General features: G+C 43.6%; 13 protein-coding genes. 8 read left to right on the top strand and 5 right to left on the bottom strand.

Annotation, left to right across the window (positions count from 1 at the left end; all coding sequences use genetic code 11):
* Window positions 1-2: 2 nt before the first annotated feature.
* Complete coding sequence (locus DUN60_RS06995; protein WP_004733628.1) at window positions 3-1,358, bottom strand: hypothetical protein; 1,356 nt, start codon at window positions 1,356-1,358, stop codon at window positions 3-5.
* Window positions 1,359-1,386: 28 nt separating this feature from the next.
* On the opposite strand from DUN60_RS06995, the gene DUN60_RS06990 reads away from it, so the two are divergent.
* Window positions 1,387-2,295 carry a CvfB family protein gene (locus DUN60_RS06990; RefSeq protein ID WP_004733627.1) on the top strand — a complete coding sequence of 303 codons (909 nt, stop codon included), beginning with the start codon at window positions 1,387-1,389 and terminating at the stop codon, window positions 2,293-2,295.
* 304 nt (window positions 2,296-2,599) lie between these two features.
* On the opposite strand, the gene rsmF is transcribed toward DUN60_RS06990, so the two are convergent.
* From rsmF to DUN60_RS06970, 4 genes are all read right to left on the bottom strand, one after another.
* The gene (gene rsmF, locus DUN60_RS06985; protein ID WP_114633585.1) at window positions 2,600-4,021 is read right to left on the bottom strand and encodes a 16S rRNA (cytosine(1407)-C(5))-methyltransferase RsmF; all 1,422 of its coding nucleotides are present in this window, start codon (window positions 4,019-4,021) and stop codon (window positions 2,600-2,602) included.
* Window positions 4,022-4,190: 169 nt separating this feature from the next.
* Window positions 4,191-6,848: an MlaD family protein gene (locus DUN60_RS06980; RefSeq protein ID WP_114633584.1), complete on the bottom strand. Its 2,658-nt coding sequence runs from the start codon at window positions 6,846-6,848 to the stop codon at window positions 4,191-4,193.
* Window positions 6,835-8,172, bottom strand: coding sequence for a paraquat-inducible protein A (locus tag DUN60_RS06975; RefSeq protein ID WP_108189849.1), 1,338 nt, complete (start codon window positions 8,170-8,172; stop codon window positions 6,835-6,837). The genes DUN60_RS06980 and DUN60_RS06975 overlap by 14 nt, the downstream gene beginning before the upstream one ends.
* 78 nt (window positions 8,173-8,250) lie before the next feature.
* On the bottom strand, window positions 8,251-10,047 hold the full coding sequence (locus tag DUN60_RS06970) for an ABC transporter ATP-binding protein (protein WP_114633583.1): 1,797 nt from the start codon (window positions 10,045-10,047) through the stop codon (window positions 8,251-8,253).
* An 89-nt stretch (window positions 10,048-10,136) separates the two neighbouring features.
* On the opposite strand from DUN60_RS06970, the gene DUN60_RS06965 reads away from it, so the two are divergent.
* From DUN60_RS06965 to DUN60_RS06935, 7 genes are all read left to right on the top strand, one after another.
* Window positions 10,137-10,628, top strand: a complete 492-nt coding sequence (locus tag DUN60_RS06965) for a GAF domain-containing protein (protein ID WP_017077212.1) — start codon at window positions 10,137-10,139, stop codon at window positions 10,626-10,628.
* Between the two features lie 97 nt (window positions 10,629-10,725).
* Window positions 10,726-11,349 (top strand): RNA chaperone ProQ, encoded by a 624-nt coding sequence (proQ, locus tag DUN60_RS06960; RefSeq protein ID WP_054547712.1) that lies wholly within the window; start codon window positions 10,726-10,728, stop codon window positions 11,347-11,349.
* Between the two features lie 17 nt (window positions 11,350-11,366).
* Window positions 11,367-13,361, top strand: coding sequence for a carboxy terminal-processing peptidase (gene prc, locus DUN60_RS06955; protein WP_065205174.1), 1,995 nt, complete (start codon window positions 11,367-11,369; stop codon window positions 13,359-13,361).
* 274 nt (window positions 13,362-13,635) lie between these two features.
* Window positions 13,636-14,322 carry a hypothetical protein gene (locus tag DUN60_RS06950; RefSeq protein ID WP_065205175.1) on the top strand — a complete coding sequence of 229 codons (687 nt, stop codon included), beginning with the start codon at window positions 13,636-13,638 and terminating at the stop codon, window positions 14,320-14,322.
* A gap of 218 nt (window positions 14,323-14,540) precedes the next feature.
* The gene (pepN, locus tag DUN60_RS06945) at window positions 14,541-17,147 is read left to right on the top strand and encodes an aminopeptidase N (protein ID WP_114633582.1); all 2,607 of its coding nucleotides are present in this window, start codon (window positions 14,541-14,543) and stop codon (window positions 17,145-17,147) included.
* Between the two features lie 236 nt (window positions 17,148-17,383).
* Window positions 17,384-17,602: a DUF2835 domain-containing protein gene (locus tag DUN60_RS06940; protein ID WP_004733645.1), complete on the top strand. Its 219-nt coding sequence runs from the start codon at window positions 17,384-17,386 to the stop codon at window positions 17,600-17,602.
* A gap of 228 nt (window positions 17,603-17,830) precedes the next feature.
* Window positions 17,831-22,672, top strand: a complete 4,842-nt coding sequence (locus DUN60_RS06935) for an NAD-glutamate dehydrogenase (protein ID WP_114633581.1) — start codon at window positions 17,831-17,833, stop codon at window positions 22,670-22,672.
* Window positions 22,673-23,035: the final 363 nt, after the last annotated feature.

Here is a 23,035-nt window from a genome sequence, read left to right as displayed (position 1 = left end):
CGCTATGACTCTTGGGTGATTTGCTCGATATCAACGATCTTTGAACGGTTCATTACGATTTTCCAACGGTAATAGGTCGGTTCAGTATCGTGATTGTTCTCCTTAATGATCAGGTTGAGCAGGTGACGCTTTTCGACAGACTCACGGCTTACTTGCCCTTCATTCAGGCGATATACGTTATTTGACCCCTTGTCCATCAAGCGTGTCAGCGCTCTCAGGCTGATCGATAACGTTTCACGAGTCTCCTCGTAACCACTCATGAATGTTGACGTCGACATCTCGGTATGTGAACGATAGTGCAAGACTTGCTCTTCACGCTGAACGACACGTTTCTTGCGTATTGATTGAATACGGTCAGCTAACTTGGAAAAGTTCGCATAGTCCAACCATTCAAGCTTGTGGCCGACAGATTTATTGGTTGTTGGGTCAAAGTAGCGACGCTTCCACTTGGGTTTGCCTTTACGAAGCCAACGCCAAAGGATGTCTCTCAAGTCATCTTTAAATATTTCACGCAGTGCGTAGATAAATGACATCGACACGATGAAAGAAGCGGTAATCTCTCCTAGAAAATCACGAGCCAATATGACGGTTGTCGTCACGACCACCATGACTAAGCCTGTCGCAATACCTTTAACGGCACGCTTAACGTTTTTACCCATGGAGGTGGTCTTCTCCTTGAGTACGATAGGGTGTTCTATCAAACGTCGCAGCAGTCGCATCTTGTTACTCAGGCGCGTTACGTCTTCACGAACTTTGGCTGAGTTATAGCGATTAAGTTTACGATGGGCTGTCTCTTTGTCACACAGCGTCAAGAGTCGCTCTTTTATCGTCGAGTACTCACTGCCACGCGGCATATGAGAGACCAGAGATAAGAATTTTTGCTCTGTGTACCAAGAAAGATAGTTATCAATGTTTGCGTAGTAGCGTTTGAGGTTTTCTTCATAAGGAATACTTCGGCGAAGCTTCTTCAAGATGTCTAACGCGAGCTCAATGACTTCATCAACCTCATCCGCTGTTACGTCGTCACTATCAGTCTTATTTAAACTGCTCACGGCTTTATCTAAAGCAATAACATATTGATATGCGAACAAACTCAAACTCACACGATACTGTGTCGTTGATAAGCGTCCACGTTTTGCCAAGCGACTGTGTACCAAAGGTAACAGTGTCTTGTCACTGTAGTAGGCGCGCTTTTGAGTAATTGAGCTGTAGAAAAAGGCACTTTCAGAAAGTACTTCGGGAGTGAGTCCGAGTTCACCGGGAATGAATAGATAAACGTCCATGTCGAGCTTTTTGGTCTTCGCCATTGCATGGTTAATTTTGAGTGTTATCGCATCTTGTTTATCAACGGTGATCAACGATGTCTCCTAGAATGTAAAAATATGAATGAAACTAGCGAAAGCATATCAGAGATCACGTATAATCACCGCCAAATTTAAAGTAGAGAAAATCTTGATGATTAATATTGGTCAAATAAACAACTTAGAAGTAGTAAAGCAAGCCGACTTCGGTGTATTCCTTGACGCTAGCGACTATGGAACCGTGTTGCTGCCAAAACGATTTACTCCTGAAGGTGTTGAAATTGGTCAAAAACTGGATGTTTTCTTATACATTGATTCTGACAACCAGATCGCTGCAACGACTGAAAAACCAATTGCTCAAGTGGGGCAGTTTGGCTTGATGACGGTTGAAGGCGTAAACAGCACCGGTGCATTCATGAGCTGGGGCGTGAAAGGTAAAGACCTTCTTGTTCCTTTCAGCGAGCAACGTGGCCGTTTAAACGAAGGTCAGTCAATCTTAGTATATGTGTATATTGATAAAGCATCTAGCCGCATTGTAGGTACAACAAAGTTCAACAAGTGGTTAGACAACACGCCTGCGACTTATAAGCAAAACGAGCAAGTGGATCTCATTATCGCTGAGCGCAGCCAGTTAGGTTACAAAGCGATCGTTAACGGTGAGCATTGGGGCATGATTTTCCCATCAGACATCATCGGTAAGCTGTTCATAGGTAAAGCGCTAAAAGGCTACATTAAAAACGTTCGTGAAGAAGACGGTAAGATTGACTTGTCTCTTCAGAAAATTGGTGTGGCTAAAATGGATGACCTAAGCACTAAGGTTCTCGATCTGCTTGAGAAGAAAGGTGGTTACTTACCTTTGAATGATAAATCTTCTCCGGAAGTTATTTTCTCTGCATTCAGAACCAGCAAAGGTACGTTCAAGAAGACAATTGGTGGTTTGTACAAGTCTGGCAAGATCACTATCGACAAAGAAGGCATCAGCCTAGTTAAATAAGCGAGCTTGTCGGTTAAAAAAAAGCCCAAACCTTCCTGTTTGGGCTTAGGGGAAAGGGCTCCGAAGAGCCTACGCTAATCGTTTTAATTCTTTGACTGTTAGACTGAAGTCTAGTTTAAATTCCCTAATAAGCGATTTTTGTTATTGGAAATAGCGACTTGAATTGATATTTGTATAATTAAGTGTTGATTTTTCAGTGCTTCCCTTGAAATGAGCTAGCCGACAAGAATAGAAAAAGCCCAAACAATGAATGTTGTTTGGGCTTTTTGTTTTTCTCAGTACAGTGAGAGCTTTAATCGAACGACTAGAAAAGGTTTTTGTCGCGTACTAGCTCTCTTGGTAAGCCATTCTTCACTCGGTTACCTACCCATTTACCAAGGCCGATGATTGCGCCGTTGTATTTTACTAGCACTTCGCCTTTGCCGGATAAGCCTTCTGGACGAACGTCTCGGCCCATGAACCATTCTCGAGCATCTTCGATGCTGAGGTCTACAATGTTAGCTTCATGACCTGTCGCGAGCGTTGTCGCGACTTGGTGTTGCCATCGGTAACCTTTTTTATGGGTCTCAGCGATCTTGATGCCCATACGAGAGAAACGGAATGCACCGATCATAGGCTCAAGCGCCTCAGGGAATAGCCAAACGTCTTTATCTCGGATCCAAACTTGAGTATCACTTGGTAGTTCGATATCGAGTGCGCCCAGCAGTTGTTCAGCGACTTCTTGCTGAGCTTTCTTTGACGTTTTTTCAAATGGGAATTTACCCATGCGTTTTTTAACTTCTGGTGGAGTCACAGACGCTAGTTTACGGATACGTGCAACAAAGAAACCTTCAGAGTCATACACCTGAGGGAAGATGTGAAGAAAGCCTTCTTCAGTAGTCGTTGCTTTTGCGTTGTCGAATAGTGATTCAAGAGATTCAAACTCAACCGCATCACCAAAGGTTTCTTTTAGGTGATGGCACACTTGTTGGTTCTCTTCGGTGCTTAACGTACATGTTGAGTAAACCAAAACACCATTAGGTTTAAGAGCATGGAATGCACTTTCAATCAGGTCTTTTTGCGTGTCAGCAATATCGACTACAGATTGATACGTCCAGTTCTTCATCGCATCAGCGTCTTTACGAATGGTACCTTCGCCAGAGCAGGGTGCATCCAGCAAGACAGCATCAAACTGTTCTGGCAACCAACCACCGAAAACTCGACCATCGAAGTTACTGAGTGCGGCATTACGAACGCCACAACGTTCGATGTTGGCGTGAAGTACTTTCACACGGCTTGCAGCGTATTCATTGGCAACCAACACGCCGCGATTATTCATTAGCGCAGCGATTTGCGTTGTTTTAGAACCGGGGGCAGCAGCAGTATCTAGCACGGCTTGGTAATCAGCTTCGCCTTGGAAAAGTGCAGAAGGTGGCATCATAGAACTGGCTTCTTGGATGTAGAAAAGACCAGACATGTGTTCTGCCGTATTACCTAGAGGCGCTTCACTTTCATCGGCTGTAATCCAAAAACCTGTTTCACACCAAGGTACAGGTTCCAGTTCCCAGCCTTTCTCTTTTGCTCGTACTAGGAAGTCTTCAACACTGATTTTCAGTGTGTTGACTCGAATACTTTTACGAAGTGGTTTTTGGCATGAGGCAACAAAAGAAGCCATATCTAGGTGACTAGGCATGATCGCTTCGATGTGCGTTAGGAATTCTTCAGGAATATATACGTTAGCGTGCAAAAGAGTATCTCGAATTATTGCATTAATGCGGGGAGTTTAAAGCAAAATGAGGTCGTCCTAAACCATATTTACGGCAAACAACAAAAATGCAGCCGAATGGCTGCATTTTGATGAAGAATTAATCTTCGTTAAGCTGTATTAATTTGCATGGGGCTTCTGAGGATTCACTCTATGGACGAGGAATCGCGGTTCTCCATGATTTCCACTCATCTTCTGCTTGAGGGTATAGGTAGAAAGACTGATCTTCGCTTGCCACAGGCTGAAGTTCACTCGTCGGTGGCGTTGAGAAGGTAATTCCGCCTCTTAATAAACTGTCTACCGTTCCGGCTTTGATGTTTGCACCAGAGAGGCCGATAGAAACATCGACACCCGACACGTTCCAGAACACAGTGTTTGCGCGGATCAGATACGCGTAGTCAGGTTCTATTTGAATCGTAGAGATGATGCGATCAGCAAACTCGCCTAGTTGAACATCGATAACACTACCGATTTCTAGCTCACGGAATAGGATAGGTGTGCCTTCAGACACCGAGCCTCGCGTTTCGCTTTGTAGCTGGAATATCTTGCCTTCAGGCTGCACTGGTCCTTTGCTAAGCTTAAATTTCGTACTTCTGTCACCATTGCCCGGATCTACGTTGATGTGCTTAGAGAGAAGCGCAGAGACGTTTTTGATGCCATTAAGGCCGATCTCAGGTTCTGCCAACCAGAAGTGACTGTTCGCCACGGCAATCTTGTCAACGTACTCAGGTAAGATTCGCGCGGTAATTTCAATGCCGCCTTTATTGAAGTTAGGGATCACCAAAGTGACCTCACCTACAGTGACACCTTGGTATTTGATCGCCATACCCTTGCTGACTTCTTGATCGCCAGAAGAGGTAATCGTAATCGCGCGGCCAAATTTTCGAGCGGATTTAGAATCTTTGTACAGCTTCCACACATCGCCAAGCTTATTGTCTATACCGGGAAGCGAATCAAAAGCAATACCACCCTGAATTAGCGTTTTAACGGGTGCCGCTTTAATACTAATACCCGATAGCGAAGCATCAATCTCAACGCCTGAGCGGTTCCAAAAAACGGTATGTTTATTGAGTAAGTGCGTGTAACGATTTTCGATCGTGACTTTGATTCTTACACCACCATCAGCAAGCTGAAAATCCGAAATGCTACCCACTTGTAGGTTACGGTAGAGCAGTGGGCTGCCTTTAGAAATTGAAGGTAACTCACTAGCAAATAACGAAAGCGTCTTTGAGCCTGACTGATTAAACTTAGCGATTTCTGCTAACGACTTACTTTGGAAAAGTTGGTAGTCAGTTCGAGCTTCAGGTTTACCTTCACTCACAAAGCTGATCGAGCCAGTAAGAAGCTGTTTTGCCGGTGGAACAGTAACACTTAGACCTGATTCGGTCAGCTCTGCGGTCGCACTGCCTGTCACAAAGAAACGGTTGTGACTTTTGATTAGGTGCGCATATTCGTTATCGATAAGCGCATCCATAAACACTTCGTGCTTGTCAGAGCCAGTACCAACACCATCAACTAAGCCAACTTGAATGATAGAGCCAACGGCAATGCCTTTGTAGAGCAGTTGTGTACCGACATCCAATCCGTATGAGTTGTTTGATGTTAAGCGAATCGCAACTGACTTTTCTTGTTCCTGACTGAACTCGTTTTTACGAATCGCAGTAAATCGACGTGCCTTTTCACCTTCGCCCGGTACTAAGGTTAAAAAGTTACCTGTCACTAAGTTGGCAATGTTTTTCATACCAGTGAGTGACAATTCAGCTTCTTCTAAAACGAATTTACTCCCGCTATTTAAAAAGTCGCTGAATGCCGGTTGGATAGCGGCAGATGCAACCACGTTTTCGCGACCTTCGCTTAAAGATAAATCAGTGATCTGACCGATTTCTATGCCTCGATACATGATCGGAGCGCCAGTTGCGCTGATCTTATTGTCATCTGGCACGGCGATTTTGATAGAGATGCCACGACCGGCAGTTTTCAAATCTGGGTAGAGCTTGAACTTGGTGTTCATCTCGACGGGCTGACCTTCTCCGGGAGAGTCAACCGCAATTGAACCGCCAAGCAGCGCGCTTAGGCTTTCTAAGCGCACGTCGACGCCTGAAAATCCAATACTGGCACCTAAGCCACTGACATTCCAAAAACGGCTTTGGTCGGTAATGATATGGCTGTATTCATCTTTAATCGACGCTTGGATCGTAACGGACTTCGCGTTGTCGTTTAACTGGTAGTTGTAAACCTCACCAATTGGAATTTTACGATAAACGATTTGAGAGCCAACAGACACACCGCCCAGATCTTTGGTCGTCAGTGAGATATTTAGACCTTCAGAGGCCAATAAATCAGAAGGGGAGGATTCTAGAGCTTGGAAAACGGTTTCTGGTTCTTCTTTGGTTTCGCTAGGATGAATAGCAATGTAGTTACCCGAAACAAGCGCGTCTAACCCTGAGATACCAGACAAACTCGCCGTTGGTTTTACGAGCCAGAAACGTGTGCCCTTTGAAAGTAGCTTCTTCGCTTCTGGGTAGATGTCAGCATCGACATAGATGCTCGATAAATCTTTGGACAAGGTGATGTCGCGCACCATACCCACCTCTAAGCCTTGGTAACGAATCGTTGTTCGACCTGCGACCAAACCTGCGGCATCTGAGAAGTATATCTGCACACGTTGCCCTGCATCGTGTATCGATTTCATGACTAACCAACCGGCTAATGCGACGGTTAATATCGGCAGAATCCACAAAGGTGAAATGCCTTTGTTTTTCCTTACTTCTGGTGAATATGACATTTGTGATTGGTTATCGTTGTTCATTCACTGACTCATCTTTAGAGGTGTAGTTATCCCAAATTAGCCTAGGATCTAAGCTTTCTGCTGCCAGCATCGTGAGAACAACAACGACACCAAAAGCGACTGCACCATAACCTGGTGTAAAGTTTAAAATCTGTCCACGGTCGACCAAGGTCATCATGATCGAAATAACGAACAGATCCATCACCGACCATTTTCCCACCCACTTCACAATGAAATAGATGGTCATGCGCTGCCTATGGTAAACCGCGCGCTTCATCTTGATACAAATTAAGATGTACGTTAGGCCAAGTATTTTCGCAACAGGTACGACGATACTGGCAATAAAAATGATCGCTGCGATGCCATACATGTCGCTATTGATTAGCGAAGCGACACCAGAAATTATTGTGTCTTCTAGCCTTTGTCCGTTTGTAATAAGGATAGAAATAGGAATAACGTTGGCTGGTACGATAGCCACTGACGCAGCAAACAGTAGAGCCCATGTCTTCTGTATAGAGTAGGGTTTACGGTGATATAAGTCATGGTGACAACGTACGCAAGTATGACCGTCAGGTTGAGAAAGATGGCAGTTGTGGCAGTGTACGTTCTTACTTTCTACAAAAGAGTAATCAGACTCTTGAGCCCAAGCTTCCCAATAGCGACGCACACTGATACGGCTTACCAGTAATACACTGAAAAGCTGCAGTAAAATCAATCCAACTAAACCAGGGCCGACAAAAATATCTGAGTAATCCTGCAGTTTGAAGCATGAGACAGCCAAACTTACCAGAAATACATCCAACATCATCCAATGCTTTAATGTCTGGATGATGGATAACGCATACCTAAATGGCGTGAAAATCTTAAAGCGCAGTGCTGCATGAGTGACGAGCACAGAGGTGCAAACGAGTAACGGGGCGATCGAACTACAGAATAGGATGAGTAGGCCTAGTAGAGGGAAGCCTTCACCCATTAAAGTAAAGACACCTGATGGTAACGTCGCAGGTATCATGACGCCAATCAGACGAATACTGATAAATTCAAAAAAGTGTGAGGGGATAAATAGCAATAAGCAGGTAATCGCGATTGCTAGGTTTCCAGACAGGCTAGGTGTACCGCCTCGGTAAAGCTGGGTGCCACACCTTGGACAATATGCGGATTTCCCCAGAGGGATATCCATTTTATCAACAGGGAGTTCGCAGCCCTGGCACAGACGTACAGAGCTGCTGTCGCACTGGTGCTCGGTTCTTAACGGAGACTTAGTTGTCAACGGAGACTCAGTTGACAACTGGTGCTGAGTCGATAAAGAGTTGGTTTCGGATGGGGAGGTCACGCGACCTCCCAAGTTGAAACACTAATCAGACCTTTAAGCTGATTTAAATGCCTAGAACTACACTGACTTAAATCTCTAGAACAATAAACATCAGGCGTGCGATTGCACACTGCCATAGAGTGTTTGATATAGTCCTTGTTGTTCAACCAATTCACCATGCGTTCCCGTCTGTGTGACTTGCCCATCTTCTAAAACATAGATTAGATCGGCCTGTTTCACCGCTGATAATCGATGAGCCACTATCAAAGTTGTGCGATCTTTCAAAAACTCGCTTAGTGCTTTATGCAGTGCTGACTCTGTTGCTGTATCCAAGGCAGATGTCGCTTCGTCAAGAATAACAAACTTAGGATTACTCAGCACCATGCGGGCGATCGCTAAGCGTTGTCGTTGACCGCCAGACAGTCGAACGCCATTCCTACCAATTTGCGTATCCAAGCCATTACTCAGCTGTTTGATTACATCTTGCATTTGAGAGACTTCAAGCGCCCGCCACAACGACATTTCATCGTATTCAGCACCAAGGGTCAGATTATGCCTTAATGTATCGTTAAAGAGTATAGGTTGTTGTAAAACAACGGCAATTTGACTGCGTATTATGTCAAAGCTGATGTCGTCCGTTGTTTCACCATTAAAGCGTATACAACCAGAGTCGGCTTGATAAACCCCGATTAACAACTGGATCAACGTTGATTTACCACCACCGCTAGCACCCACTAAGGCGACTTTTTTTCCTGCTGGAATGTGTAGCGATAGCCTGTTTAAAACAGTGTTTTCTAATGTGTAAGAGAATGTAACGTCTTCAATGTCGACTGTCACTTCTTTATGGTCATCAAAAGGGTTTACCTTGCTAACAGGGCGATGTTCTTCTTCTAGTTGCAGTAGGTCGTTAATACGTTGCAGCGCTGCTTTCGCGCTATACCAAGAGAATTGAATCCCTAGCAATTCTTGGACAGGGCCTAACATGAACCATAAATAGCCGAACACCGCAAAAATCTGACCTATCGTCAAGTCACTGAATAACACCATTAGCATTGCGACGGCACGGAATAGTTCAAAACCTAATAGGAACAGTAGAAACGAAACACGGCCGGCAGCTTCCGATTGCCAAGCGTATTTATCAGCATCAATTCTTACTTGGTTTGCTTGAACTTTAAGTTCATCAAGAAAGATACGCTCCTTATTAGCGGCGCGGAGTTGATAGATGCCATCCAAGGTTTCCACTAAGCGATTCTGAAAACGCTCAAAAGACTGGTTCTCATATTTTTTGAGGTGTTTAACTCGGCTGCCGAGTTTACGAGAAAAATAAATAACAACAGGATTGACGAGTAAAATAAATAGCCCAAGTCGCCACTCTAACCATAGTAGGACGATAGCGGTTCCGAATACCGTTAAGAAACTGATGATAAATTTAGAAAGGGTCGAGCCAATGAACTTATCAATGGTCTCTATGTCTGTAATTAGGTGGGCATTAATACCGCCGCTGCCCTTGGTCTCATATTGTCGGATGCTAATGCGGCCAAGTTTATCGATCATCTTGCTACGCATCTGGTAGGTGATCGTTTTGGAAACCAAAGTAAATTGGCGACCTTGTAGAATATTCAGCGCTTGGCTGGCCGAGCGCATTAAGATAACCAACAAGAGAGTAAGCGCAATATAACCAGTCGGCGTTTGCAATGAGACTGGAAGTAGCTGATTCATCATCTCTAACCCTGAAGCTGGCTTATCAAGCAAAACTTCATCGACCATGAGTGGCATAAGTAGAGGGATAGGGACGCTAATTAGGGTTGCAATAATGGCAACAAAGTTAGCAAACAGTAATTTGGACTTGTGTTTTTTTACTTGAGTTATCAACCAAGAACGGCTAATAGTGTCTTCTGAATTGTTCATTGTAATGAGAATAAGTCCTATTTAGTTTGATGACCGCATTTTACTGCGTTCTCTTGATAATGGAAGTCTCAATTTAATTGGAAGTTAATATGAAAATAGAACATTACCAACGCTTAACCAAACAAGCCGTTGCATTAATTGAATCTGAAACCGATCTAATTGCAAATCTTGCAAACATTAGTTCATTATTATTCATGGAATTGGATGAACTGAATTGGGCGGGTTTCTATTTAATCAAGCAAGACCTAGCTAAGGAAAAAGACGAACTAGTTCTGGGTCCATTCCAAGGTCAACCTGCCTGTGTTCGAATTCCGGTAGGGCGCGGTGTGTGTGGAACTGCGGTTGCGACAAATACAGTTCAGCGTATTCATGATGTGCATGAGTTCGAAGGTCACATCGCTTGTGACGCGGCAAGTAACTCAGAAATCGTTATTCCATTCTCTATTGATGGCAAAGTTGTGGGTGTTCTTGATATCGATAGTCCAAATATTGGTCGTTTTTCTCAAATTGATGAAGACGGATTGACATTTTTTATGGCTGAAGTGGAAAAGGTGCTTAATTCGCACGCGAACAAGGCATAAATTATTCTCTTACTGTGGTTTTTCCCAAGCATCTCTCTATAATACGTAAAAATATTTTCTTAATGCTCGCGGAAAACCGCAAAAACCAGGAACCCACATGGAAAACACTGAAAAGTTAAAAAACAGCAAAGAAGTTATCGCATATATTGCTGAATGTTTCCCTAAATGCTTTACTCTAGAAGGTGAAGCAAAACCACTTAAAATTGGTATTTTTCAAGATCTTGCTGAACGTCTAAATGAAGACGAAAAAGTAAGTAAGACTCAGCTTCGTGCAGCGTTAAGACAGTACACATCATCATGGCGTTACCTGCACGGCGTAAAAGCTGGTGCAGATCGTGTTGACCTAGACGGCAACGCGTGTGGCACATTAGAAGAAGAGCACGTTGAGCACGCTAAGGCTACACTTGCAGAAAGCAAAGCGAAAGTTCAGGCTCGTCGTAAAGAACAAGCACAGAAAGCTCGTGAAGAAGGCAAAGCGAAAGCTAAGGCGAAGAAAGCTCAACAGCCTCGTCGTCAAGCGCCTAAAGCACCGAAAGTAGAAAAGCCTGTAGAAACACGCGCTTTGAACGCTGACGAATTCATCGCTGGCAAAGAAGTAAATGTGAACATGGGCACAGGAAACATGGCTGCGACCATTGTTGAAATCAATAAGGAAGATGTGCGTGTTCAGTTAGCAAACGGCCTACAAATGGTTGTTAAAGCGGAGCACTTGCGCGCTTAAAGGAGATACTCCTACGCATGAAATGCCGTTCAAAATTGACACTGATTGCTGCTAGCTTTTGTCTAGCAGCTTCAGCTCAGGCTCTTGAAGCCAAATTAGATCAGGACGATTTACCTTTACTCGTTCCTGAGGCCCAACACGAAACTGCTAGTAAACGTGTTACTTCTCGATTTACTCGTTCTCACTATAAACACTTCAATCTCAACGATGATTTCTCTCAAGCTATCTTTAATCGTTATTTAGAGATGCTGGATTATAATCGTAATATCTTCACTCAAGCTGATATTGACTCTTTCTCCTCATCATCTGTTCAAATTGATGATCAGCTGAAAGCGGGTAATAACCAGATTGCTTTCGATGTTTATAATCTTTCTATGCAGAAGCGTTTTGAACGTTTTCAGTATGCGCTGTCTTTGCTAGACACTGAGATTAAGTTTGATACCGATGAAAGTATTGAGCTCAATCGCAATGAAGCGAAATGGCCAAAAGATATCGCCGAAGTGAATGAGCTTTGGAGGAAGCGTGTTAAATACGATGCGTTGAACCTAAAACTTACTGGTAAAGAATGGCCAGAGATTCAAGAAGTTTTGGAAAAGCGTTACAACAATGCGATGAAGCGTATCACGCAGTCGCATAATGAAGATGCTTTCCAAATCTACATGAACGCATTTGCGCGTGAAGTTGATCCTCACACCAGCTACCTTTCTCCAAGAAATGCAGAGCAATTCCAATCAGAGATGAATCTATCTCTAGAAGGTATTGGTGCTGTACTTCAGATGACTGACGACTACACCGTTATTCGATCTCTCGTTGCTGGTGGCCCTGCGTCAAACAGCAAGCAATTGAGCGACGGCGATCGTATTGTTGGTGTTGGTCAAGATGGCGAAGAGATTGTTGATGTTATCGGCTGGCGTTTAGACGATGTAGTGCAATTAATCAAAGGACCGAAAGGGACCAAAGTTAAGCTACAGATCCTGCCAGATGGTAAAGATGCAAAAAGTCACGTTGTCACAATTGTACGCGATAAGATTCGTTTAGAAGACCGCGCTGTTAAATCAGAAGTTATCGAGAAAGATGGCAAGAAGATTGGTGTACTAGAAGTACCCAGCTTCTATGTTGGTCTTTCTAAAGATACAGACAAACTGATCACTGAGCTTAAAGGGCAAGGTGTTGAAGGCATTATTGTTGATCTGAGAAACAACGGTGGTGGTGCACTCACTGAAGCAACTGAACTCTCTGGTTTGTTTATCAAAGAGGGACCCGTTGTTCAGGTGCGTGATAGCTACGGTCGTGTCAAAGTGAACAGTGATACTGATGGCGAAATTAGTTACCAAGGCCCACTAACGGTATTGGTCAATCGCTACAGTGCTTCAGCTTCTGAGATCTTTGCGGCAGCGATGCAAGATTACGGTCGTGCAATCATTCTTGGCGAAAACTCTTTCGGTAAAGGAACGGTGCAACAACATCGCTCTTTGAATCATATCTATGATTTATTCGATAAAGAGTTGGGCTATGTTCAATACACAATCCAGAAATTCTATCGAATCAATGGTGGCAGTACGCAAAACAAAGGTGTAGTGCCTGATATTGCTTACCCAACGCCAATTGATCCTGCTGATACCGGTGAAAGTGTTGAAGATAATGCTCTGCCTTGGGACAGTATTGATAAAGCAAATTATTCAGTGTTACAGCGTAACGATGAAGAAATAATTGCTTTGACTGCCCAACATCAAGCTCGCATTGCTACTGACATGGAATTCGGCTTTATTGCGCAAGATATTGAAAAATATAAGGCAGATAAAGACGATAACGACCTTTCTTTGAATGAAAAGGTACGTCAGCAAGAGAGCGATGATGCGGATACGCTTCGTCTAGATCGTATTAACCAACGTCAAAAGGCCGCTAAATTAGAGGCATTTAAAACGTTAGATGATATTCCTAAAGACTATGAAGCCCCGGATGCTTATCTTGATGAGTCTGTTGCTATCATGCTGGATATGATCAAGAAATAGAGCAAATATCTGTTAAAGGTGATTGTTTAAAGATGCACAATTTAAAAAGCGAGCCTAGGCTCGCTTTTTTTGTGTCTATGATTTGACAGGAATACCTGATTGTAACCGTTGAGATTGTCGCAAAGAACACTCAATACTCAGGGTCATTTAGCTCTACTTTGCATCGAATAATGACATTTAAGTTACTTTGCACTTAAAATTTAGTGACTTGGATCATATTTTTTCGCTTTCTATTCATTACGTGCCTAAGCTTAAAGAAAACGAGGGGGCGCGTATGAAATGGATTCTACTATTTTTATCTTGTTTAAGTTTTGTTGCTTTTGGGAGTGAGGTAGCTGCTTCGAGCGATCAACAACCAAAAAGTGATAGCAATCTATCTCATTTTGACCTACCTCTGTTGCTTGGTGATTGGTATTTGATGAACCCAGATCCTGAGCAAGGTACTGAAAACTTTAGAGCAATCAAACTGACTCTCGATTCAAACTACTCTTTCTCTATTGATATTCAGAAGAAAGACTATAGTGTCGACCATTGGGAAGGTTTGTATAACGCCAATGAAGACACGATTATTTTGGGTTTAAATACTTCTGAGCCTCAGGTTTACGCTTACAGCAGTAATCACAATATGCTGAATCTCAACGGTGTGATGTTCACCAAAGCCTTGCCCAACGCCCTGGCGGGAATATGGTCAAGCGCAGAACTTTCCGGGAGCGATTTGCGTGCCAGTAACATTCAAAAAATGGATTTAGTGCTTCAGCCTGACTTTATCTTCATGTTCCGAGTGTCCGATGAAGAAGGGGGGGAAGTCATTCGTCGCGGAGTGTATTACACCGAAGGCGACCAGTTAGTACTGCTGTATGAAAATGGCGAACACGGTACTCGTTACACACTGAACAGTGATGTGTTGACGCTTCAAGGTGAAGAAGGAGACATGTTTGCGGTGCTCAATCGCATTCGTTAAGCACTATATCTCGCTGTAAAGTCGGGCTCGTTGATAATATGGTTCACAGTTCATTTCTTAGCCGTTCCTGTCTGATTTGATTGATAAAATAGCAAAACATGGAGGCATTTTCCTACAATGCCTCCTTTTTTTAATATTCCCCTTGTTTTATTGGCGCTCAACCTTTAGATATATACAGTTAAAAAATAATTACGTATAACGATCAAAAGGAACCCGTCATGGCACATACACCTCAAGCCAAGTATCGTAAAGATTATCAATCACCATCTCACACTATTTCTGAAATCGATCTTACTTTCGATTTGTACGATTCAGCATCCATCATTACCGCTGTTTCTAGTGTTAAGCAGGAGAAGGAAAGCTCGACATTAGTACTTGATGGTGAAGGCTTGAAGTTGGTGTCTGTTTTGGTTGAAGGTAAGGAGTGGGCGCAGTTCGAACAGTCTGAAACTCTACTTACTTTGAATGATCTTCCGAAAGATTTTACATTAACGATCGTTACGGAAGTTGACCCTGAAGGGAACAGCGCACTTGAAGGTCTGTACAAATCGGGTGGTGCGTTCTGTACTCAATGTGAAGCTGAAGGTTTCCGCCGAATTACTTACTACATGGATCGCCCAGATGTGTTGGCGAAATTCACGACAACAGTCATCGCAGACAAAGCTGAAAACCCATTCTTATTAAGTAATGGTAACCGTGTCGATGAAGGCGAAGCTGAAAACGGTCGTCACTGGGTGAAATGGCAAGACCCACATCCAAAACCAGCGTACTTGTTTGCTTTAGTTGCGGGTGACTTCGATGTACTTCGTGACGCATACACCACACAATCAGGTCGTAATGTTGATCTAGAAATATTTGTCGACAAAGGCAATCTAGACCGCGCAAACCACGCGATGGTTTCTTTGATTAACTCAATGAAGTGGGACGAAGAGCGTTTCAATCTTGAGTATGACTTAGACATCTACATGATCGTAGCCGTTGATTTCTTCAACATGGGTGCGATGGAAAACAAAGGCCTGAACGTATTCAACTCTAAGTTCGTTTTAGCAAATGACCAAACAGCAACTGATACAGATTACCTAGGTATAGAAGCGGTTATCGGTCACGAATATTTCCATAACTGGACTGGCAACCGAGTAACGTGTCGCGATTGGTTCCAGTTAAGCTTGAAAGAAGGTTTAACGGTATTCCGTGACCAAGAGTTTTCTTCTGATCTTGGTTCTCGTGCAGTAAACCGCATCAATAACGTTCGTATTATTCGCGGCCCACAATTCGCTGAAGATGCGAGCCCAATGTCTCACCCAATTCGCCCTGAAAAAGTGATAGAAATGAACAACTTCTACACATTGACGGTATACGAAAAGGGCAGTGAAGTGATCCGAATGATCCACACATTGTTGGGTGAGGAAGGTTTCCAGAAAGGCATGAAGCTGTACTTTGAACGTCACGATGGCACGGCTGCAACGTGTGAAGACTTCGTAGCGGCAATGGAGGATGCATCGGGTGTTGACCTGTCTCAGTTCCGTTTATGGTATAGACAATCAGGTACCCCGACACTTTCTGTTGAAAGCCATTACGACGCAGAGAAAAAAGAATACACGTTAACGACTCGCCAAGTAACAGCGCCAACTCATGAGCAAACTGAAAAGCAAGCTCTGCATATCCCTTTAGATATCGAGCTATACACAGCGTCAGGTGAAGTGATTGAGTTACAATGTAACGGTCAGCCAGTTCACAATGTATTAGATGTGAAAGAAGCGGAACAAACGTTCGTGTTTGAAAACGTTTCAGAGCAACCAGTTCCATCTCTGCTGCGTGAGTTTTCTGCGCCAGTGAAACTTGAATACAATTATTCAGACGAAGAGCTGATCTTCTTGATGGTGAATGCTCGTAACGAATTCTCTCGTTGGGATGCAGGGCAAATGCTGCTAGCGAAATACATCCGTAGCAACGTAGATAACGTTCAACAAGGTCAAAAGTTTGCACTTTCTTCTGAAGTCGTTGATGCATTCCGTGGTGTATTACTCAGCGATTCGTTAGAACCTGCGTTTATTGCAGAGATGCTTTCTCTACCAAGTCATAATGAAGTGTCTGGTTGGTATGAGCGTGTCGATATCGATGCGGTTGCATCTGTATTGAAAGCGATGAAAGTGACTCTAGCGAAAGAGCTCGAAGATGAACTTGCTGCGGTTTACCACATTCACGCATTAACAGAATACACGATTGACCATGATTCAATTGGTAAGCGAACTCTGCGTAAAGTTTGTCTAAGTTACTTGGCTCATACTGAAAAGGGTGATGACTTGGTTGTCGCTATGTACCAGCAAGCAAACAACATGACAGACACAATGGCAGCAATGGGCGCGGCGAACAGTGCACAACTCCCATGTCGTGAAACTTTAATGGCGGATTACAGCGACAAGTGGAAACATGATGGTCTTGTCATGGACAAATGGTTTGCTCTTCAAGGAACAAACCCAAGTTCAAATGCACTTGAGGTGATCAAGGCGTCTATGTCACACCAAGCATTCAGTTTGAAGAACCCGAACCGTACTCGCAACTTGGTTGGTTCGTTCTTAAATATGAACCCGGTTCAATTCCACAACAAGTCAGGACAAGGTTATGCGTTTGCTGGCGAGATCCTACGTGAGCTGAATAGCAGCAACCCGCAAGTGGCTTCGCGCTTGATTGACCCGCTGCTTAAGTTCCGTAAATATGATGATGAACGCCAAGCTCTAATCAAGAAAGAACTTGAGACGCTGAAGAACATGGACAACCTAGCGAATGACTTATTAGAGAAAGTGGCAAAAGCACTAGAGGCTTAAGCTCGCGCTCATTCACGTAACTGTTTGTTAATAAGAGGTTTGCTAATAAGCGGCTTGCTAACAAACGGTTTACTAATAACAAAAAGTCATCAGTGGTAGATAATATCTGCCACTGATTTTTTTGTTTCTGGGTTATCGAATTTTCGATAAGCTAGAGCAGTTTCAAGCTCAGTTGTACAGTCAGACATCGTTAAGTGCCAAAAAGTACTGGCACTGTATATTTACACAGGTATTGTATGAATCGCTATATTTTCCAACTTAACATCTCATATCAGCAGTTTTTGGCCAGCTATTCTGGTGCGGCAAGTAAAGTCCAAGTGATAACGACTACTGGATTACGCCTACAGTTACCTGCAACTCGGTTCAGACCTTTTCTTACACAAATAGGGGTTAGAGGGCAGTTTAGACTGACAACTGACCAAAAAAATAAGTTTATTAAGTTGGAAGCTCTGTAAACCTTAGCGTGCCTAGTGAGTTAAAAGGAATCTTAATCACATAATCAAACATTTCACCTCTTACCACCTCCAAAACAATTAACTATTTATCAATAATGCTTTTACAATAAATGAATGCATTACCTTTGCTTAACTCGTTAGTAGGAAAGAGCTCAACGGCTCAATTCAAACACTAGCTTAAGTAAGCCCCCTAATAATAAAATATAATTCTAATTGTGGAGTGTGACTATGACCGCACGTGAAACTGTGGTTCCAGTTTTACTTGAAAAAGTGTACAAACTGATTCAAGACAAACTTGACCTTGCTCATCGACCTCTCGTAACTCAACTTGCTCAACACTTGTTTAGTAACGTTTCTCACGACGACCTGACTCAGAGAAACGAATCTGATTTATACGGTGCTGTAGTTAGCTTATGGCATCACATCAATGAAAAGAAAGCCGACGAAATCTCTGTCCGTGTTTTTAACCCGACAGTAAGTCGCCAAGGCTGGCAATCTACTCACACTATCGTCGAGATAGTGGTACCAGATAGCCCATTCCTCGTTGATTCTGTAAAAATGGCATTAACTCGCCTCGACCTCTCTTCTCACCTTATGCTTCACAACCCAACACAAATCTCCCGTTCTGATAAGGGAAGTGTTGTTGGTGTCAGCAACAATGAAGGTGCATTCCAATCGCTTTTCCATATTGAGGTTGACCGTCTTAGTAGCAAAGCTGAAATGACAGCGCTTAAAACCGAGCTGCTGGATATATTTACCGATACTGGCCTTGTGGTTAATGACTGGCTACAAATGGTAGAAAGACTTGAAGAAGTAACCAATCAAGTTGAACAGCAAAAAGAGACGATCCCAGTTGATAGTCAGCGTTTTGATGAAACTCTGGCGTTCCTTCGTTGGTTAGGCGAGCACAACTTTACGTTTATGGGCTACAAGGAATACGACCTTGTTTCTGTGAATGGCGACACTGAACTACAACCTACCAAGGAGCAAGGCCTTGGTTTGTTCGCAAATTCAGATCGTGTACGTAACGTTAAGCTGTCTGAGTTTTCTGACTCGGCACGCTTAGAAGCGAAAAAACCGTATGTATTGATCGTAACCAAGGGCAACACGGCTTCACGCATTCACCGCCCAGCTTACAATGATTACATCGGTATCAAGAAGTTTGATAAAAACGGCAAGGTCATCGGTGAGCACCGCTTTACCGGTCTTTACACTTCTGCCGTTTATAACCAGACCGTTGAAACCATTCCTCTAGTTCGCGAGAAAGTAGAGCGTATTTTAGATGCAAGTGGTTACCGTAAGGGTTCATATTCTTACAAAGCACTGCACAATATTCTAGAAAACTATCCGCGTGATGAACTGCTTCAAGCTCGAGAAGAAGAGCTACTTGAAGTCGGTACGGGCGTTGTACAAATGCAAGATCGTGATCTTCTGCGCTTGTTCGTTCGCAAAGACCCGTTTGGCCGTTTCTTCAGCTGTATGGTTTACGTCACAAAAGATCGTTACAACACCGAGCTTCGTCGTCAAACCCAGCGCATCTTGAAGCAATACTTTGGTTGCGAAGAAGAAGTCGAATTCACGACATACTTCTCTGAAAGCCCACTGGCAAGAACGCACTATATTGTTCGTGTTGATAACAACAACATGGATGTGGACGTGAAAACAATTGAGCAAAATTTAATGGAAGTATCGTCTACGTGGGATGACCGCCTGTCTGAATCAATCGTTGCTAACTTCGGTGAGAGCAAAGGTCTTCCATTATCGAAAGAGTACATGCGTGCATTCCCACGTTCGTACAAAGAAGACATGATGCCTGGTTCTGCTGTTGCAGATATCGAGCGTCTAGAGGCACTAAGTGAAGACAACAAACTTGGCATGCTTTTCTACCGCCCTCAAGAAGAAGCGGTAGACTCTAAAGCCGTTCGTTTGAAATTGTTCTACCACAGTGATGAGCCGATTCACTTGTCTGATGTGATGCCAATGCTTGAAAACTTTGGCCTGCGCGTTATTGGTGAATCACCTTATGAAGTGCGCAAGACCAATGGGGTGACTTATTGGATCCTTGATTTCTCGATGCTGCATAAGAGTGACAAGACGATTGATCTTCGTGAAGCTCGCGATCTATTCCAACAAGCCTTTGCTGCGATTTGGGCGGGTGAGTTAGACAGCGATGGTTTCAACCGTTTGGTATTGGGTGCAGGTCTTTCTGGACGTGAAATCTCAATCTTACGTGCGTATGCGCGTTACATGCGCCAAGTTGGTTTCCCATTCAGCCAACAATACATTGAAGACACATTGTCTCATTACCCAGATCTAGCGAAAGGGTTAGTGAGCTTATTCGGCAAGCGTTTTGATCCTAAATTGAAGGGCAGCGCGAAAGGCCAACAAGATCTTATTAAGAAGATCACTGAACAGTTGGATCATGTAGAAAGCTTGGATGATGATCGTATCATTCGTCGCTACATGGAAATGATCACAGCAACGCTTCGTACTAACTACTATCAGTTAGATGACAACAAACAGTCTAAACCTTGGTTGGCTCTGAAAATGAGACCAAGCGAGATTCCAGATATTCCAGCGCCGGTTCCTGCGTTTGAGATCTTTGTTTACGCACCAGACATTGAAGGTGTGCATCTACGTGGCGGTAAAGTCGCTCGTGGTGGTTTACGTTGGTCAGATCGCCAAGAGGATTTCCGTACTGAGATTCTAGGCCTAGTTAAAGCACAACAAGTTAAGAACACTGTAATTGTACCGGTTGGTGCAAAGGGTGGTTTCGTTTGTAAGCGTCAGCACATGATGTCTGGCCGTGATGAAATCTTCGCTGAAGGTCAACGTTGTTACAAGCGTTTCATTCGTGCACTACTAGATGTATCAGACAACATTATTGAAGGTGAGGTTATCCCACCGAAGAGTGTTGTTCGTCACGATGAAGATGATCCGTACTTGGTTGTTGCTGCCGATAAAGGTACAGCAACGTTCTCAGATCTCGCAAACTCAGTGTCTGATGAGTACAACTTCTGGTTAGGCGATGCGTTTGCCTCTGGTGGTTCTAACGGTTACGACCATAAAGCGATGGGTATTACCGCGAAAGGTGGTTGGGAATCTGTTAAGCGTCACTTCCGTGAGATGGGCATCAACTGTCAAACAACGGATTTCACTGCTATTGGTGTAGGTGATATGGCGGGCGATGTGTTTGGTAACGGCATGCTGTTGTCTAAGCATATTCGCATGCAAGCTGCGTTTAACCACATGCATATCTTCATTGACCCGAATCCAGAATCAGCATCAAGCTGGGTAGAGCGTGATCGTTTGTTTAATCTGCCTCGTTCAAGCTGGGAAGATTACAACAAAGACCTTATCTCTCAAGGTGGTGGCATCTTCTCTCGTAGAGCGAAGTCGATTCCTTTGACGCCTGAAATTCAGAAAATGCTGGGTACCAAGAAAGCATCAATGGCACCAAATGACTTGATCAAAGCGATCTTGTCTATGCAGGTTGATCTTCTTTGGAATGGCGGTATCGGTACTTACGTTAAGTCTTCAAACGAGACTCATACTGATGTTGGTGACCGTGCAAATGACGTGCTTCGTATCGATGGCCGTGACCTGAAAGCTAAGGTTGTTGGTGAAGGTGGTAACTTGGGTATGACTCAATTGGGTCGTATTGAATACGCGCTGACGGGTGGCCGCGTTAATACCGACTTCGTTGATAACGTTGGTGGTGTTGACTGTTCGGATAATGAAGTAAACATTAAGATCTTCCTGAACGGGTTAGTATCTAATGGTGATCTAACCGTTAAGCAACGTAACCAAGTGCTTGAATCGATGGAAGATGAAGTTGGCGAAATCGTACTAGACGACGCATATTGCCAAGCTGAGTCTATTTCGGTTACTGAGCATCAAGGTGTTGGCTTAGTCAAAGAGCAAATCCGCTTTATTCATACAATGGAAAAAGCAGGGTACTTGGATCGTGGTTTGGAATACATTCCAGACGACGAAACACTACTTGAGCGTGAAAAGCAGGGCCAAGGCCTAACAAGACCAGAGCTTTCTGTACTTGTTGCTTACGGAAAAATGGTGCTTAAAGAAGATCTTGTTAGTGATGATATCGCTAATGATGAATTCCATGCTCAACAGCTTATGCAATACTTCCCAACAGCGTTACGTCGTAACTATTCTCAGCACATGGATAACCATCCACTACGCTCTGAAATCATTGCGACGGCACTGGCTAACCAAATGGTTAACGAAATGGGTTGTAACTTTGTTACTCGTCTGCAAGAAGAGACGGGTGCAAATATCGTTGATATTGCAAATGCTTACGCAGCATCTCGTGAAATCTACGGTCTTGGTAAAGTTCTGAAGAGCATCCGTGAACTGGACAATGTTTCAAGTTCCGAAGCTCAATACGAATTGATCTACCATGTTCGTCGTACACTTCGTCGTTTGGCTCGTTGGTTGCTAAGAAACCGTACTGGTAAACAGTCAGTGAAAGCTCTGATTGAACTTTACCAAGGTGATGTTCTTACTATCACAGAGAAACTGGATGAAAACCTAGTGGCTTCTGAAGTAGAAGAGCATAACGCAATGGCACAGCTATGGATTGACCAAGGCGTAAACGCTGAGTTAGCCAATTCCGTCGCACGTTTGTCTAGCTTGTACTCAGCACTGGATATATCCACAGTAGCTCGTGAAACAGGTAAAACAGTACAACAGGCGTCTAAGCTTTACTTCAATCTTGGTGATCGCTTGTCTTTGCACTGGTTCTTGAAGCAAATCAATGGCCAAGCAGTAGACAACAACTGGCAAGCACTGGCGCGTGCAGCATTCAGAGAAGATCTGGATTGGCAGCAACGTCAGCTAACTGGCCAAGTACTTAACTGCGGTTGTGCCTCAGATATTGATGTGATTAAAGCGCTTGATGATTGGATGGAAAGCAATTCGGTTTCTCTACATCGTTGGGAAAGCATCTTGAACGAATTCAAAGTAGGTTCGGTTCATGAGTTTGCTAAGTTCTCAGTAGCACTACGTGAATTGATGCTATTGAATCTAAACTGCACGTCGACAGACTAGCGATTAGATAAAAACGAAAAGAAACAAGGGCAGGCCATTAGGTCTGCCTTTTTCGTTTGGCAGAGCAGTGTTATTTGGCAGAACAATGTTATTTAGGAGAATAGTGTCATTTGGCTGAATAGTGAATGACGTGTCCAATTATTTCATTGAGTCACTTATGGTTAGTCAAGTTAGCTTCTAATTGATGCTCGTTACACGAATGATAGTCAAATGGGTGATTCGCCGGAGGATACGGTAACGTTTGCTTAATAATAAACCTCATTCGTTAGCAAACTCGATTATCTTACCCTTACAGACAGTAATAGATTGAATAGTTGGGTAAATAAGTAAATAATATCGCCCCGTTTACACGGCGCTTTTTTC

Origin of the sequence: Vibrio splendidus, from assembly GCF_003345295.1 — a bacterium.
GTDB lineage: Bacteria > Pseudomonadota > Gammaproteobacteria > Enterobacterales > Vibrionaceae > Vibrio > Vibrio splendidus_K.
The sequence above is the reverse complement of the archived record's forward strand: the minus strand, read 5'-3'. Positions and strand labels throughout refer to the sequence as shown.

Excerpts from the sequence above, each read along its gene's own strand:
- DUN60_RS06940 (WP_004733645.1), top strand. The coding sequence starts at position 17,384 with ATGAATCGCTATATTTTCCAACTTAACATCTCATATCAGCAGTTTTTG.
- DUN60_RS06935 (WP_114633581.1), top strand. The coding sequence starts at position 17,831 with ATGACCGCACGTGAAACTGTGGTTCCAGTTTTACTTGAAAAAGTGTAC.
- DUN60_RS06970 (WP_114633583.1), bottom strand. The coding sequence starts at position 10,047 with ATGAACAATTCAGAAGACACTATTAGCCGTTCTTGGTTGATAACTCAA.
- DUN60_RS06950 (WP_065205175.1), top strand. The coding sequence starts at position 13,636 with ATGAAATGGATTCTACTATTTTTATCTTGTTTAAGTTTTGTTGCTTTT.
- DUN60_RS06980 (WP_114633584.1), bottom strand. The coding sequence starts at position 6,848 with ATGAACAACGATAACCAATCACAAATGTCATATTCACCAGAAGTAAGG.
- DUN60_RS06990 (WP_004733627.1), top strand. The coding sequence starts at position 1,387 with ATGAAACTAGCGAAAGCATATCAGAGATCACGTATAATCACCGCCAAA.
- prc (WP_065205174.1), top strand. The coding sequence starts at position 11,367 with ATGAAATGCCGTTCAAAATTGACACTGATTGCTGCTAGCTTTTGTCTA.
- proQ (WP_054547712.1), top strand. The coding sequence starts at position 10,726 with ATGGAAAACACTGAAAAGTTAAAAAACAGCAAAGAAGTTATCGCATAT.
- pepN (WP_114633582.1), top strand. The coding sequence starts at position 14,541 with ATGGCACATACACCTCAAGCCAAGTATCGTAAAGATTATCAATCACCA.
- DUN60_RS06965 (WP_017077212.1), top strand. The coding sequence starts at position 10,137 with ATGAAAATAGAACATTACCAACGCTTAACCAAACAAGCCGTTGCATTA.